Origin of the sequence: Lonsdalea populi (assembly GCF_015999465.1) — a bacterium.
Classification (GTDB): Bacteria; Pseudomonadota; Gammaproteobacteria; order Enterobacterales; family Enterobacteriaceae; genus Lonsdalea; species Lonsdalea populi.
On the sequence record NZ_CP065534.1, the window covers coordinates 1,599,151 to 1,614,560 of the forward strand.

At 51.6% G+C, this 15,410-nt stretch carries 13 protein-coding genes and 1 tRNA gene; 11 read left to right on the forward strand and 3 right to left on the reverse strand.

Going from position 1 to position 15,410, the window contains the following annotated elements:
* Positions 1–34: 34 nt before the first annotated feature.
* The 5 genes from sufC to I6N93_RS06970 all read left to right on the forward strand — a co-directional run bounded on the left by sufC (position 35) and on the right by I6N93_RS06970 (position 4,957).
* The gene (sufC, locus tag I6N93_RS06950; protein ID WP_085684423.1) at positions 35–781 is read left to right on the forward strand and encodes a Fe-S cluster assembly ATPase SufC; all 747 of its coding nucleotides are present in this window, start codon (positions 35–37) and stop codon (positions 779–781) included.
* Positions 756–2,051, forward strand: coding sequence for a Fe-S cluster assembly protein SufD (sufD, locus tag I6N93_RS06955; protein ID WP_085684421.1), 1,296 nt, complete (start codon positions 756–758; stop codon positions 2,049–2,051). The genes sufC and sufD overlap by 26 nt, the downstream gene beginning before the upstream one ends.
* The gene (gene sufS, locus I6N93_RS06960) at positions 2,048–3,274 is read left to right on the forward strand and encodes a cysteine desulfurase SufS (RefSeq protein ID WP_085684419.1); all 1,227 of its coding nucleotides are present in this window, start codon (positions 2,048–2,050) and stop codon (positions 3,272–3,274) included. Before sufD ends, sufS begins: the two co-directional genes overlap by 4 nt.
* Before the next feature lie 19 nt (positions 3,275–3,293).
* Complete coding sequence (sufE, locus tag I6N93_RS06965; protein WP_085684417.1) at positions 3,294–3,710, forward strand: cysteine desulfuration protein SufE; 417 nt, start codon at positions 3,294–3,296, stop codon at positions 3,708–3,710.
* A 248-nt stretch (positions 3,711–3,958) separates the two neighbouring features.
* Positions 3,959–4,957: a L,D-transpeptidase family protein gene (locus I6N93_RS06970; RefSeq protein ID WP_085684415.1), complete on the forward strand. Its 999-nt coding sequence runs from the start codon at positions 3,959–3,961 to the stop codon at positions 4,955–4,957.
* 182 nt (positions 4,958–5,139) lie between these two features.
* Here I6N93_RS06970 and I6N93_RS06975 read toward each other — a convergent pair whose 3' ends face one another.
* Positions 5,140–5,376, reverse strand: a complete 237-nt coding sequence (locus I6N93_RS06975) for a major outer membrane lipoprotein (RefSeq protein ID WP_026740320.1) — start codon at positions 5,374–5,376, stop codon at positions 5,140–5,142.
* A gap of 333 nt (positions 5,377–5,709) precedes the next feature.
* The gene (pykF, locus tag I6N93_RS06980) at positions 5,710–7,122 is read right to left on the reverse strand and encodes a pyruvate kinase PykF (protein WP_085684414.1); all 1,413 of its coding nucleotides are present in this window, start codon (positions 7,120–7,122) and stop codon (positions 5,710–5,712) included.
* Between the two features lie 647 nt (positions 7,123–7,769).
* Between pykF and licT the strand changes: the two genes are divergently transcribed.
* The 5 genes from licT (at position 7,770) to I6N93_RS07005 (ending at position 12,836) form a co-directional block, all read left to right on the forward strand.
* Positions 7,770–8,606 carry a BglG family transcription antiterminator LicT gene (gene licT, locus I6N93_RS06985; protein ID WP_085684412.1) on the forward strand — a complete coding sequence of 279 codons (837 nt, stop codon included), beginning with the start codon at positions 7,770–7,772 and terminating at the stop codon, positions 8,604–8,606.
* Between the two features lie 281 nt (positions 8,607–8,887).
* The gene (bglF, locus tag I6N93_RS06990) at positions 8,888–10,780 is read left to right on the forward strand and encodes a PTS beta-glucoside transporter subunit IIABC (RefSeq protein WP_085684411.1); all 1,893 of its coding nucleotides are present in this window, start codon (positions 8,888–8,890) and stop codon (positions 10,778–10,780) included.
* A gap of 27 nt (positions 10,781–10,807) precedes the next feature.
* On the forward strand, positions 10,808–12,202 hold the full coding sequence (locus I6N93_RS06995; RefSeq protein WP_085684409.1) for a glycoside hydrolase family 1 protein: 1,395 nt from the start codon (positions 10,808–10,810) through the stop codon (positions 12,200–12,202).
* Positions 12,203–12,295: 93 nt separating this feature from the next.
* On the forward strand, positions 12,296–12,517 hold the full coding sequence (locus I6N93_RS07000) for a hypothetical protein (RefSeq protein WP_139829902.1): 222 nt from the start codon (positions 12,296–12,298) through the stop codon (positions 12,515–12,517).
* A 118-nt stretch (positions 12,518–12,635) separates the two neighbouring features.
* A complete protein-coding gene (locus I6N93_RS07005; protein ID WP_085684405.1) occupies positions 12,636–12,836 on the forward strand; it encodes a hypothetical protein in 201 nt (66 codons plus the stop codon).
* A 114-nt stretch (positions 12,837–12,950) separates the two neighbouring features.
* Here I6N93_RS07005 and I6N93_RS07010 read toward each other — a convergent pair.
* Positions 12,951–13,027: transfer RNA gene (locus I6N93_RS07010), tRNA-Val, on the reverse strand.
* Between the two features lie 547 nt (positions 13,028–13,574).
* Between I6N93_RS07010 and I6N93_RS07015 the strand changes: the two genes are divergently transcribed.
* Positions 13,575–14,135 carry a helix-turn-helix domain-containing protein gene (locus I6N93_RS07015; protein ID WP_085684403.1) on the forward strand — a complete coding sequence of 187 codons (561 nt, stop codon included), beginning with the start codon at positions 13,575–13,577 and terminating at the stop codon, positions 14,133–14,135.
* Positions 14,136–15,410: the final 1,275 nt, after the last annotated feature.

Sequence of the window (15,410 nt, forward strand, 5' to 3'; positions counted from 1 at the left end):
GCGCCTGCGGCAAAGGCGTCTGAAGGATTAAAGTATGTTGAATATTGAAAATTTAAGAGTCAGTGTCGAAGAAAAAGAAATTATCAAAGGGCTGAATCTTCAAATCAAACCGGGCGAAGTTCATGCCATCATGGGACCAAACGGCTCCGGTAAAAGTACGCTGTCCGCCACGTTGGCCGGACGCGAAGACTACGAAGTGACTTCAGGTTCCGTCACGTTCAAAGGCAAAAATCTGCTGGACCTGGCACCCGAAGATCGCGCGGGGGAAGGCATTTTTATGGCGTTCCAGTACCCCGTCGAAATTCCGGGCGTCAGTAACCAATTCTTTTTACAGACCGCAGTCAATGCCATTCGCCAGTATCGTCAGCAGGAACCTCTGGATCGCTTTGATTTCGAAGACTTTATCGAAGAAAAGATTAAACTGCTGAATATGCCGGCCGACCTGCTGACCCGTTCGGTCAACGTGGGTTTCTCCGGTGGCGAGAAAAAACGTAACGATATCCTGCAGATGGCCGCGCTGGAACCCGATCTGTGCATTCTGGATGAAACCGACTCCGGTCTGGATATTGATGCACTGAAAATCGTGTCCAACGGCGTCAACACGCTGCGCAACGAACAGCGCTCCTTCATCATCGTCACCCACTACCAGCGTATTCTGGACTACATCAAGCCGGACTTCGTCCACGTGCTGTATCAGGGGCGGATCGTGAAATCCGGCGACTTCACATTGGTTAAACAGTTGGAGGAACAGGGCTATGGCTGGCTTACCGACCAACAGTAATACGAAAGCGACGCAGGCGCTGGCGCAGTGGCAGCGGTTGTTCGACAGCGTCGGTGCTCGTTCTGACGAGGCGGGTAAACACTGGCAGCAGGTGCTGCAGCTGGGCGTACCGAATCGCCGTCAGGAGCACTGGAAATATACGCCGCTGGACGGCCTGCTCGGCCACGAGTTCACCGAACCCGCTGCGCGGACGGTTAATTCGGCTCAATGCGATGCGCTGTCACTGTCGCTCGATGCCTGGCGGATAGTGTTCGTCGACGGGCGCCTGAGCCCCGAGCTCAGCGACGCCGACTGGGGGCCTTATCAGGTGGAAGTGGCCGCATCTTCTGCGTCGTTGCCGCTGGCCGCGCCTATCCAGCCGGATGTCTTCTTGCACCTGACGGAAAGTCTGGCGGTTGAACGGATGCAGATTCGTCTTGCCGCCGGCGTACAGGCGGAAAAACCGCTGTATCTGCTGCATATCAGCTCCGGCGACGGCGCGGTATTGAATACGGTTCATCATCGCCACGATCTGCAGGTCGGCGCCAACGCCGCCGCGACGGTGATTGAGCACTATGTCAGTTTGGATGAGAGTGCGCATTTCAGCGGCGCCCGTCTGTCCCTCGACGCGGGTGAAAACAGCGACGTCACGCACTACAAGTTGGCGTTTGAAGCGGCTGCAGGCTACCACTTCGCGCACAATGACGTGCGGATGGCGCGGTCCGCGCGCGTCTCAAGCCACAGCTTCTTGCTGGGGGCGGGGCTGACCCGTCACCAGACCAGCGCGCAGATCAACGGCGAAGGGGCTAATCTGACCATTAATAGCCTGATTTTGCCGCGCGGCAGCGAAGTGTGCGACACGCGGACTTATCTGGAACATAATCAGGGCCACGGTGAAAGCCGTCAGTTGCACAAAACAATTGTCCGCGATCGCGCCAAGGCAGTATTTAACGGTATGATCAAAGTCGCGCCTCATGCGCTTAAAACTGACGGTAAGATGACCAACAATAACCTGTTGTTGGGGCGTCTGGCGGAAGTGGACACCAAGCCGCAACTGGAAATCTACGCCGACGACGTCAAATGCAGCCACGGCGCGACGGTTGGCCGTATCGACGAAGAGCAGCTGTTTTACCTGCGTGCTCGCGGCATCAGCGGCGAAGACGCGCAACAAATGATTATTTTCGCTTTTGCCGCCGAGCTGACGGAAGCGATCTCTGACGACGCTCTGCGCGACGTCGTGATCAAACGCATAGCGGAACGCCTGATCGGTGCCGTGGGAGGTCAGCAATGAGTGATTACCCGATAGCACGCGTCCGGGCCGATTTCCCCATCTTAAAACAGGAAGTCAACGGTCAGTCGCTGGTCTATCTGGACAGCGCGGCCAGTTCGCAAAAGCCGCAGTCGGTCATTGACCGTGAGCTGAATTTTTATCAGAACGAGTATGCCGCGGTTCACCGCGGCATTCACACGTTGAGCGCCCGGGCGACAACGGCGATGGAAGACGTCCGTACTCTGACGGCGTCGTTCATCAACGCCGAGTCTGCGGAAGAGATCGTATTCGTTCGCGGGACGACGGAAGCGATCAACCTGGTCGCCAACAGCTACGGGCGGACCTTCATGCAGCCCGGCGACAACGTGGTGATTACCGCTATGGAGCACCATGCCAACATCGTTCCCTGGCAGATGCTGGCCCAAACCCAAGGTATCGAAATTCGCGTTCTGCCGTTGACGGCCGGGGGCGAGCTCGATGTCGTCTTGCTGCCGGAATTGTTGGATGAACATACGAGGCTCGTTTCCGTTGCGCACATCTCGAATGTGCTGGGAACCGTGAACCCGGTGCAGGATATCGTTCGCCTGGCGCACAGCGTCGGCGCGAAGGTGCTGCTGGACGGGGCGCAGGCCATCATGCATGAGCCTGTCGATGTACATGCGTTAAACTGTGACTTTTACGCGTTTTCCGGCCACAAAATCTATGGGCCTTCGGGGATTGGCGTATTGTATGGCAAGCAGGCGTTGCTACAGGCCATGCCGCCGTGGGAAGGGGGCGGGGCGATGATCCGCGAGGTCAGCCTCACCAAAGGAACGACCTACGCCGATGCGCCCTGGCGTTTCGAAGCCGGCTCTCCCAATACCGCCGGTATTATGGGCTTGGGGGCCGCCTTGGATTACGTCTCGGCGATAGGACGTGAAGCGATCCACCGCTATGAGACTGACCTGATGCAGTATGCGGTGTCCGCGCTCAAGACGGTGCCGACGCTCATCATGTACGGTCCGGAGCAGCGTCAGGGCGTGATTGCCTTTAACCTTGGTCAGCATCATGCCTACGATGTGGGGAGTTTCCTCGATCAGTACGGCATCGCCATTCGTACCGGCCACCACTGCGCCATGCCGTTGATGGAACACTACGGTGTTTCCAGCATGTGCCGTGCGTCTCTGGCCGTTTATACGCAGCGTGAGGATATCGACCGGCTTGTCGCCGGGTTACAACGTATTCATGGTTTATTAGGCGGTTAAGTTAACCGCGGAGGATATTATGGCAAGTCTGCCGGAGCCGCAGAAACTGGTACGCAATTTTTCTCGCTGTCGTAACTGGGAAGAAAAGTATCTTTACATCATGGAGCTGGGATCCCGTCTGGAGCCGCTGAGCGACGACCTGCGTCAGGATGAAAATCGCGTTAATGGCTGTCAGAGTCAGGTATGGATCGTGGTGACGCGGGATGAGCAGGGCCGCGTTATGTTGCAGGGCGACAGCGATGCGGCGATTGTTAAAGGTCTTATCGCCGTCGTTTTCAGCCTGTATCAGCAGATGACGCCGCAGGATATCGTTGCGCTGGATGTTCGACCGTTTTTTCAGGAACTGGCGTTGGCCCAGCATCTGACCCCTTCGCGTTCGCAAGGGCTGGAAGCGATGCTGCGATCGATCCGCAGCCGGGCCGCCGAGCTGGCCTGATCGCTTTCTCTGGGACGGCGTTGGCCCTGCGCTGATGCCGTTCTCTCCCTCCTCTTTTCCTGTTTTCAGAGTTCGCCCGTGGATCTGCGGGAGATCCGCCCTTATTCTTAATATTCGCTTTGCAACAAACTGAATGTTAAACAATTCAATCCAAAATAGTCTGACAGGCGATCTATCGGGCTGTACGGGTATTGCCGCGACAACCGTATGGGTCACAATGTTCAAACCGTGAGAATAGGGAACTGATAATGAAACGCGCGTTGACGTTAATGGGGCTGCTTCTAGCGTCGTATATCAGCGGCATGCCGGCAGGGCAAGCGACGGAATATCCGCTGCCGCCGCCGGACAGCCGTCTAATCGGTGAAAATACGACCTATGTCGTTCCACATGATGGTCGCTCTCTGGAGGCGATAGCTTCCGACTACAAGATAGGTCTGTTAGGGATGCTGGAAGCGAATCCCGGCACCGACCCTTATCTCCCCAAGCCTGAAACCGCGCTCACTATCCCCACCCAAATCCTGCTGCCGGATACGCCGCGCGAGGGTATCGTCATCAACCTGGCTGAACTGCGGATGTTCTATTATCCCAAAGGTCAAAATAAGGTGATCGTTTATCCTATTGGCATCGGCCAACTGGGACGGAATACGCCGGTGATGACCACGACGATTATCTCCAAACACCCGAATCCAACCTGGACGCCTACGCCGAATATCCGCAAGCACTATAAAGAGCAGGGTATCGACCTGCCTGCCGTCGTTCCTGCGGGACCGGATAATCCAATGGGACTTTTTGCGATGCGTTTGGCTAAGAGCGGCGGTGTTTATTTGATTCACGGCACCAACGCGAATTTTGGCATCGGTATGCGTGTCAGCTCTGGCTGTATTCGTTTGCGTGCGGATGATATTGAAGCCCTATTCAATGCGGTTGAACCGGGAACGCGCGTACAGGTGGTCAACGAGCCGGTGAAAGTCGCCGTAGAGCCTGATGGCAAGCGCTATATCGAAGTTCATCAACCATTGTCTCGTACTGATAAAGATGACCCGCAGACGATGCCTATCACGCTCAGCAAGAAAGTGAAGGGCTTCATCAACAATGAAGAAACTAATAAAGCGGTTATCGATAGCGCCGTTGTGCGTCGCTCTGGCATGCCGGTGCTGGTGAATACGGGTGAACCGATTTCGGCTAAGCAGACGGACGAAGACCCCGCTGCGCCAGTGACGAGCGTAAACGCTTCAACATTGCATTAGCCTTAACAGCAGCGGCAGGCATTGTTTGCTAACAGGGAATAATGTCGTCAGAGCATGCAGGAAATCTGGGGTCGGGCGGCGTTAAGCAAAACCGGGGGTGATGTGGAAAAAGCGAACGCCAGGTTTATTTCAGACAAAAAAATGGCGCACAGTATGCGCCATTTTTCATTTTGCAGATTCGATTACTTTTTGTAAGTGCGAACCTGGTTATCCAGACGCTGGTTAGCACGAGCTGCGTCGTCTTTAGCAGCCTGTACATCAGAGCGGATTGCGGTTACATCGTTGGACAGCTGATCAACTTTACTGTTCAGAGTCTGAACGTCAGAAGACAGTTGATCGATTTTAGCATTGCTAGAACAGCCAGCCAGCAGAGTAGAACCCAGAATTACCGCGCCCAGTACCAGTTTAGTACGATTCATTATTAATACCCTCTAATTGAGTTAATCTCCATGTAGCGATACAAGTATTACACAAACTTTTTTCTAATGAGAATAAATTTTTGATGAGAACACGCTTAATTCGGATTGTTCGCTCAAAGAAGCAGCGCCTTTTATTTTGAAGACAAAAAAAGTAAGGAAAACAGGCGAGTTTTATCAGATTACTCTGGATAAGTGTTAACTGATATGTCTTTTTAGCATAACTGACTGGAAGGATTGCTGCCTGAAATAGAGAGAAAAGTAAAATAAGGGCACCCATAAAAAAACGCCCCGAGGGGCGCTTTTATACTTATTATGACTTTTGACTGTGACGTATTACAGGCGATGTACGGAAGCAGTGTTGGTGGTGCCGCTCGGTACCAGCGCGCCGGAAACCATAACCACAACGTCGCCAGCTTTGGCAAAGCCGCTTTCCAGCGCGGCTTCTTTACCAATGCGGTAAAAGTCGTCGGTAGAGGCGATTTCTTTCACCACCAGCGTTTCTACGCCTTTGGTCAGAATTAGCTGACGTGCGGTGACTTCATTGGTCGTCAGCGCCAGAATGCGAGCATCAGGGAAATATTTACGAATGGACTTGGCGGATTTACCACCGCTGGTCGCTACGACGATCAGCGGCGCTTCCAGTTTCTCTGCAGTTTCAACCGCGCCACGGCAGACAGCTTCTGTAATGCGCAGGCGACCCGTGTTGGCGGCGCGTTCCAGACGTGGTTTCATGACTTTGTCAGTACGTTCACAGATGGTGGCCATGATGCCGACGGCTTCCAGCGGGTATTTGCCCTTGGCGCTTTCGCCAGACAGCATAACGGCGTCGGTGCCGTCAATGATGGCATTGGCAACGTCACCAGCTTCCGCACGGGTCGGGCGCGGATTTTTGATCATGGAATCCAGCATCTGAGTCGCGGTGATGACGACTTTACGTGCCTGGTTGCATTTTTCAATCATCATTTTCTGAGCGAAGATAACTTCTTCAACCGGGATTTCCACACCCAGGTCGCCACGAGCAACCATGATGCCGTCGGAGGCTTCCAGGATTTCGTCGAAGTTGTTCAAACCTTCCTGGTTTTCGATTTTAGAGATGATCTGAATGTGTTCGCCACCGTGCTGTTTCAGGTGCGCGCGGATGTCTTCAACGTCGGAACGTTTACGGATAAAGGAGGCGGCAACGAAATCCACACCCTGTTCGCAACCGAAGATCAGGTCGCGCTTGTCTTTTTCTGCCAGAGCCGGCAACTGGATGGAAACGCCCGGCAGGTTAACGCCTTTGTTTTCACCCAGGTCGCCGTTGTTCAGCACGTTACAAACCACTTCGTTACCATTGATGGCAGTCACTTCCATACCGATCAGACCGTCATCTACCAGAACGGTGTTGCCGACGCTCAGGTCTTCCGGGAATCCTGCATAGGTGACCGCTACGCGATCTTTATTGCCGATAACGCTCTGATCGGTAGTGAAGGTGAAAGTCTGACCGGCAGACAGGGAAACATCGGTGCCGTTTTCCAGCTTCATGGTACGGATTTCAGGGCCTTTGGTGTCCAGCAGGATGGCGGCTTTCTGTCCGGTATGCTGCATGATAGTGCGCAGGTTCGTGATACGTTGACCGTGTTCGGCGTAGTCGCCATGAGAAAAGTTCAGACGCATGACGTTCATGCCTGCGTTTAACAGCTTGGCCAGCATTTCCTCAGACTCAGTTTTAGGGCCGATAGTACAAACGATTTTGGTCTTTTTCATAACGGTTAATTTCTACAAGTTGTGATGGATAAAAATGGGAACCGGTGGTTATGGATGCTAACCCCCCGATAGGGATTTGCTGAAAAAAAGAAACAGAACGCGTTAAGTGCGGATAGTGACAGCAAGCGAAGTTTTGAAGGCACTTATGGTCAGATATCATCCTAAAAGAGTGGATGAAACGAAGTAATACCGTTTTAAAACTTGTTATTAATCTTGGCACGGTAGTTTGCTGAAACCATTCAATAGACAACGCCCGTATTATAGTTGCTGGGTGGTGAGAAACAAGCGGTGAGGCAGTATGATAACCTATATTTTAGTGCGTTTACGCAAAAAAATAGGCGATTTTTCACTTTTGCGCGATGGCGTTGCGCAATCTCTCTGCAATCATTTTTTTGGCAGATGTAAATAATGCAATGCAATGATTCCGCGTGATATTTCGCTATGGCTTCCGATATTCGAGAAAACAATGTGTAAATTTTGATCCTCAGTGTCGATCTTGGTCACGTTTCTTTGCGATGCATATTGAGAGAGTTCGAGAGGAGGTTGATGATGGGTTTCAGGGTTGTTACTGCTCACGGCAGGCAAGACCAGATGTTCGCTGTTAAAAGAGCGGATGTCTGGTCTTTTGGTTTCCAGGGTTCGTAAAAATGAAAATAGCCAAAATACTCAACAATAATGTCGTGACCGTTTGGGATGAACACAATAACGAACAGGTTGTGATGGGGCGAGGGCTAGGTTTCAAAAAACAGATTGGCGATCGCCTTGATGATGCGCTGATTGAAAAAGTGTTTGAACTGCGCAGCAATGAGCTTACGTCGCGCCTGAGCGAGATTTTACAGGGGATACCGCTTGAGGTGTTCACCACCGCAGACAAGATCATCGCATTAGCGCGGGAACAGCTACCGGGGAAGTTGCAAAACAGCATCTATATATCGTTGACCGATCACTGTCATTTCGCCATTGAGCGCCATCGGCAGGGCATCGATATTCGCAACGTGCTGCTCTGGGAAATCAAACGGCTCTATCAGAAGGAGTTTTCGGTAGGGCTGGAAGCGCTGGAGATCATTCACCGCCGGTTTGACGTGCGTCTGCCGGAGGACGAAGCGGGGTATATCGCGCTGCATCTGGTCAACGCGCAGCTCAACAGCCATATGCCGGAGGTAATTCACATCACCAAGGTCATGCAGAAGATACTGAATATCGTCAAATACCATCTGGATGTGGACTACAACGAGCAGGCGCTTAGCTATCACCGGTTTGTCACGCATCTCAAATTCTTTGCGCAACGACTCGTCGGACATGACCCGGTCTCCAATGAGGACGAATCCCTGCATGACGTGGTGAAGGAGAAGTATGCCCAGTCGTATTCCTGCGCGAAGAAGATCCAGACGTATATTCATCGGCAATACGATTATGTTTTGACGAAGGAGGAGCTGATGTTCTTGACCATTCATATCGAAAGAGTGCGTGCGGATATCGCCTGACAAGGGCCGGAGGCGTCATAAATCAAAGAGTGCCGTGCGTCACAAATTAATTGTCAGCTAATTAAAGTCGCTTGCTGTGGTGATAAAAACGCATCAAGCTGACACTTAGATTTGGATTGCTACTGTATTTGCCCTTGGGTAACGCAGGCGAAACCTGAATCACTTCCTGAGACGTCTAATGACTGCTCAGGGAGTGATTCAGGTTTTTTTTCGTCTTGAAACCAGCCTCGCGAGTCATGCCTTCTGTTATCGGGCTGTGACCCCGTATTAAGGAATATCCTATGGAATATAAGCTGTTAGCCAGTGAGATCATTGAAAGAGTAGGCGGACGGGACAATATCAACAACGTCCTGCATTGCGCTACTCGCCTGCGTTTCAAACTCAAGGACAGCGCTAAAGCCGATGCTGCTGCGCTGAAAAATAATCCCGGCGTGATGATGGTGGTGGAGAGCGGCGGTCAGTTTCAGGTGGTGATCGGTAATCATGTCAGCGACGTTTACCGTGACGTCGTGGCCGCGGCGGGTATGGAAAATGGCGAAAGCGCCGCCTCGCAGCAGGAGAACACATCAGACAGTCTATTTTCGCGTTTCATTGACATCATTGCGGGCATCTTTACGCCGTTCATCGGTGTAATGGCGGCGTCGGGGATACTCAAAGGCCTGTTGGTCTTGAGTCAGGCGCTGGGGGGGGTGGAGGAGAGTCACGGCACGTATCAAATCTTGTTTGCGGCCAGCGATGCGCTGTTTTATTTCTTCCCGGTGATTCTGGGTTATACCGCGGGTAAAAAGTTTGGCGGCAATCCGTTTACGACGATGGTCATCGGAGGAACGCTGGTGCATCCCTTAATGATCGCCGCCTTCAACGCCATGCAGTCGGCCGATTATCAGCCGTTGACCTTTTTGGGTATTCCCATCACTTTTTTGAATTACAGCGCCTCGGTCATTCCCATCATTTTCGCCAGTTGGGTGTCGTCTAAACTGGAGAAAAAATTCAGCGCGCTGCTGCATGCCAACGTCCGTAATTTTCTGACGCCGCTGCTGTGCATCTGCATTACGGTTCCACTGACTTTTCTGGTGATCGGCCCCTGCGCGACCTGGCTCAGCGAGCTGCTGGCCAGCGGCTATCAGTGGCTTTATAACCTCAACTCGGTCGTCGCTGGCGCGGTGATGGGGGCGATTTGGCAAATCTGCGTGATGTTCGGCCTGCACTGGGGGCTGGTGCCGCTGATGCTCAACAACCTCAGCGTACTGGGACATGATACGTTGCTGCCGCTGTTGACTCCCGCCGTGCTGGCGCAGGCGGGCGCGACGCTGGGCGTGCTGCTGCGCACCCGCGATATCAAACTGAAAGGCATCGCCGGATCCGCTTTCTCCGCGTCGCTCTTCGGCATCACCGAACCGGCCGTCTACGGGGTCACGCTCCCGCTACGCCGTCCGTTCATCTTCGGCTGCATCGGCGGCGCTATCGGCGCGGGCATTATGGGCTATTACCACACCACTATTTACGCCTTCGGTCTGCCCAGCATCTTTACTTTCACATTGATTATTCCTCCGGAAGGACTTAACAGCAGCGTCTGGGCGGCTATTGTCGGCACGGCGATTGCCTTCCTTTTTGCCGCCGTAGCCAGTTGGATGTTCGGCATCCCGGCTGCGGTGCTTGAGCCCAAGAAGGATGCGCCCGAGGCGGCGCTGGCCGACAACGTGCCGGGCGCCCGCACGGGCACGTTGGCAAGCCCCCTAACTGGACAGGCGATCCCATTGGAAGAGGTCAACGACAGCACCTTCGCAAGCGGACTGCTGGGGAAAGGCATCGCGATAGTGCCGGAAGAGGGTAATCTGTATGCCCCTCTGGATGGTACGGTGGCGTCGCTATTCAAAACGCATCACGCCATCGGCCTGGCCGCAGATAACGGCGCGGAAGTGCTGATTCACGTCGGCATGGATACGGTGAAGCTGGACGGTCTGCACTTCACGCCGCATGTCGCCATCGGCGACATCGTCAAGCAGGGCGATCTTCTCCTGACGTTCGACGTCAAGGCGATCACCGCGGCGGGATATGACCTGACCACCCCCATCATTATTTCCAACAGCGACAGCTATCTGGATGTGTTGCCGTTAGCCCGCGGCGCAGTCGCAGTCGCCGTCGGCGCGCCGCTGCTGTCATTGGTGCATTAACTCACTCTCGTGTACAGGAGAAACGCAATGAACGCTCGTTTTCCAAAAGACTTTTTATGGGGCGGCGCGATTGCCGCCAATCAGGTGGAAGGCGCCTATCAAGACGATGGCAAAGGGCTCTCAACGTCGGATATGCAGCCGCAGGGGATTTTCGGCGATATTGTTGAGCGCCAACCCGGCGACAGCAGTATCAAGGATGTTGCGATCGACTTCTACCATCGCTATCCGCAGGACATCGCGCTGTTTGCTGAAATGGGATTCCGCTGTTTGCGCGTGTCCATCGCCTGGACGCGTATTTTCCCTCTGGGCGACGAGCTGACGCCCAATGAAGCGGGGCTGGCCTACTACGACAAGCTGTTCGACGAACTGGCGAAGTATGATATCCAGCCGCTGGTCACGCTCTCGCATTATGAAATGCCCTACGGACTGGTGAAGCGCGTCGGCGGCTGGGGCAGTCGACCGACGATAGACTGTTTTGAGCGATACGCCCGCACCGTCTTCGAACGCTATCGCAACAAGGTCAAGCTGTGGTTGACCTTTAACGAAATCAACGTCTCGCTGCATGCGCCGTTTACCGGCGTCGGTCTGCCGCCGGACAGCGATAAAGCGGCGGTTTATCAGGCCATCCACCACCAGTTAGTCGCCAGCGCCAAGGCGGTTAAAGCCTGCCATGAAATTATTCCCGACGCGCGGATCGGCAACATGTTGCTGGGCGCAATGCTCTATCCACTGACCTGCAAACCAAATGACGTCATGGAGAGCCTGCGCCAGAACCGCGAATGGCTGTTCTTTGGCGACGTTCAGGCGCGCGGTGCCTATCCGGCCTATATGAAACGCTTTTTTAAAGAGCAGGGTATAACGCTGCACATCGAGGAAGACGACATTCAGGCGCTGAAGGAAACGGTCGATTTCATTTCGTTCAGCTACTACATGACCGGCTGTGTCACCCAGGACGACGCAGAGATTCAAAAAGCACGCGGCAACATTTTGAACATGATCCCTAACCCGTATCTGGAAAGCTCCGAATGGGGCTGGCAGATAGACCCGGAGGGGCTGCGCTACCTGCTTAACGTCCTCTACGACCGTTACCAGAAACCGCTGTTTATCGTGGAAAACGGGCTGGGGGCGAAAGACCAACTGGAGGCCGACGGCACCATCAACGACGACTACCGCATTCAGTACCTCAATGACCACCTGGTGCAGGTCGGTGAGGCGATCGCCGACGGCGTCGACGTACTGGGATATACCAGCTGGGGACCCATCGATCTGGTTAGCGCGTCGAAGGCGGAAATGTCCAAACGCTACGGCTTCATCTATGTTGACCGGGACGATCAGGGGGCAGGCACGCTGGCGCGTAAGCGCAAGAAAAGTTTTTACTGGTATCAATCGGTCATTCACAGCAACGGTGACGTGCTGAAGTAATCGGCGGGCGGGCGTGGCGTTCGCCATGCCTTCACGCCTACCACGAGCTGTGCGGCAGTAGCACCCAGCCTCCCAGGAAGGTGGCTGATGACCATGAACAGCAGAAAATTATTGTTCCCTACGCCCGTCGTTACGGCCTGCGTACATATAGCGCCGTTATACCTTCCGCGTCGTCAAAATCGAGGTCGTTGTCTCGTCGACGAATTTCACCCCTATCTGTATCACCATATGGTCGATACGCTCATTTGCTGTGACCTGAGCCAGGAAGCGCGAAAGCTGGTGGAGGACAATGGGGTCGCGAGGGTCAAAGCCTAAACGAGGACATTCTGGGTGGCGCTTGATCCCCAAAATGGTTTTGCTCACGCTGTTGAGTGCGTCGTCGCTGGCGGACGCGTTGCCGTTCTAGGTGGTGTAACGCAAGCAAATCAGCGTTGTGTTCGGCAGCGAGGCTGAAAACGAAGCGGACGACGATTTCGCAATGGTGCTGATGACGCTCACGCTGAAGGTAACGGGTCTGATCGCTGGAGAATGTGTTTCTTACTTTGGCGGTGTTCATCTCTACAGGCTTGGTATCGTGAAAAACACAGCCGTGTCGGCAAAAAAAGGGGCGAATGCGACATCAGAGAAAACATGAGAAGCCATTTGAGCAGGAGAAGATGCGGATACATCAAGGGGCACAGAATCACAACGAGGCGTTGTCTTGGAATATCGAGTGATCTAAGGAAACTGGCGGTAGCAGAAAAAGAATTGGTACGACCGAGTGGACTCGAACCACCGACCCCCACCATGTCAAGGTGGTGCTCTAACCAACTGAGCTACGGTCGTACAGGGTGTTTTACATAAAATCCAGAGATAACTCATTGATTAAAATGCTTTTTATGGCGTTCCAGTAACTGGAATGGACGCCATTATGGACTGCTCCGGCATGGATGGCAAGCCCTTTATTCTTTCTGTTTTTCAAGTGTCGAATCTTTGGCCTAATTTCCATATGAGAGCACCTAAATACGCTTGAAATGCGGAATGTTTGTTCAATTTCGCATCGTCATCTCCGGTTTTTAGGGGCCTAGGTTCATCTCATGAAACCACACGATAAAGGCAGCTTGTCGAACAATAGATAGGGATGAAATCGATGGAGGACGAAAAGTCAAACAGGGAAATGAATAAACGCACAAATAATACGCGACTCAAAGCTAAATTGATGAGTAATAAGAGAGCAGACCAGTCAAGACAAGATTTAACCTACCATAATTTTTGTTAAGTGCTATGGTTTATGAGAATTGCTTAAACGATAAAAATTCATATTGTTTGAATTAGCCGCATTTAAAACAGCGCTTCTTGGTTTCTATTGCTTGCGGTATGGGGGTGATAAACAATGGATTATGTGTTTCTGGTTGAGAATGAAATCATTTCTTATTCCCTACAAAATATCATTATCAGTAAAATAATGACGGATAGCGATAGGCGTTATGTCGCTGCGGATATCTGTGGGTTAGTCAACAATCTACAGCAGGAAAAAGAGCAGGTTTTTCTTATTGAAGTATTGCACGACTCTTCCATCATTTCCTCGCTGGTCGACGTAATAAAATACGTCAATAGCAGTAACAAGATTGTCCTCTTTAAGGACAGTTTGCCGGATCGGATGTTTCGATATATCAATTACGACGCGATCATTGATTTAAAAAGTCCGATAGTTGAGATCATCTCCAAGATACAAGATGTCACGCGCCATGCATCAGGCCCTTCCTGGGATAGGCAACTGCAAAAGCTCTCTCCGAGAGAGCATCTGGTGCTTCAGTATCTGTTGAAGGGGAAAAGCAACAAGGAGGTCTCTGGCCTTTTATGTTTGAGTGAAAAAACCATTAGCTGCCATAAACAAAGCATGCTACGAAAGCTCAATATTAAAAGTATTATGGAAGCATCACAGCGCAGGTGATTATTTATCTATATGCGAGTCATAAATTAGGGGTGGTACTACAAATAGTCATACGCACGCGAATAAGATGGTTTCATTTAGCGTCAGTTAACTCTCGTGGTTTAACTGATGTGATATTTTATTTGCAATGTTTTTATAAGTGTGCTGAATAATTTCATTCCATATCGTCGTATTTATTGAAACAAGCATTCTTAGCCATTTTAAATGGATTCATGGCGTCGAAATAATTAACTCAAAAATGTTACGGGGGCTCTTTAAATTTTAAACTTACTCCCGGTTGTAAGATGTAAAGTTAGTTTTATCACTCTTTCACTTCCTATTCATGCATAACGAAAATTTCGTTTTCCTTAGCCCGTTCGAAGGGACAGTACGCCGACGAAATCTCATCGTCGGCGTATTAAGAGTCCTGCATTGCCCGGCTGCTCGTGAATGCAATGCGCCGCCGCTAAATTCCTTGCCGTCCTCATCGTCGTAAGCGAACTGATGACAATTCAGCTCTGCGCGCACTCGTCGCGGATGTGATGACAGCGGAAGAGTGCGAATCCCGACCACCCGCGCTTCTTCAATAGTGAGGGTGACGAACCGCAGGATAAAGCACACCTCCTATAGTTTCTCCAGTGACGCCATCGCTGCATATCCAAGTATCGTTTGCAGATAAAAATAATAGCTGCCTTTTAATCAGGCTGTGGTTGAAGATGCACTGGAAAATTCAACATTATTAACGGATGAATCAGGCTATTGTTGTGTAATCAACATATTAATTTCGACGAAATAATAACGCCCTGGTAATTTATTTTGTCTAAACCTGAATTTCTTTTTTTCATTGTGAGTTAAACAAAATGTTTTTGAGTAAATAAGTCGTCATTGGTCAGGAGCGGGTTGGGGCGATTTCGCAAGATTATGTTAAGTAAGGGGATGGTTGTGGTTTGTTATTTAATCCTGAAGTGTAACGCAATATAAATAAGAGGCTAGAAGAGTCGATTAATTCTTAGGCTGACAATGCAAAGGTTATCGATAATTAAAAGCGGCGAAATGCGTTTAATCTCATTGTGTTTGGAGTATCTCTCTGACGCTGACGACAGACAGCCTGCGGTGCAGGATCTAGTGGATAGGTGTAAGTGTTTGTATATAAACATCTTGTTTTTATCAGGGAGTTTTAGCATTCTCTAAGCGCTATATTAATCAGATGTCGTCAATATTAAAAAAAGGTGTTTTCATAACAAAACCATCGCCGGTAATTAATGAATTAAGAATATGGACTTTTATTATAAATAA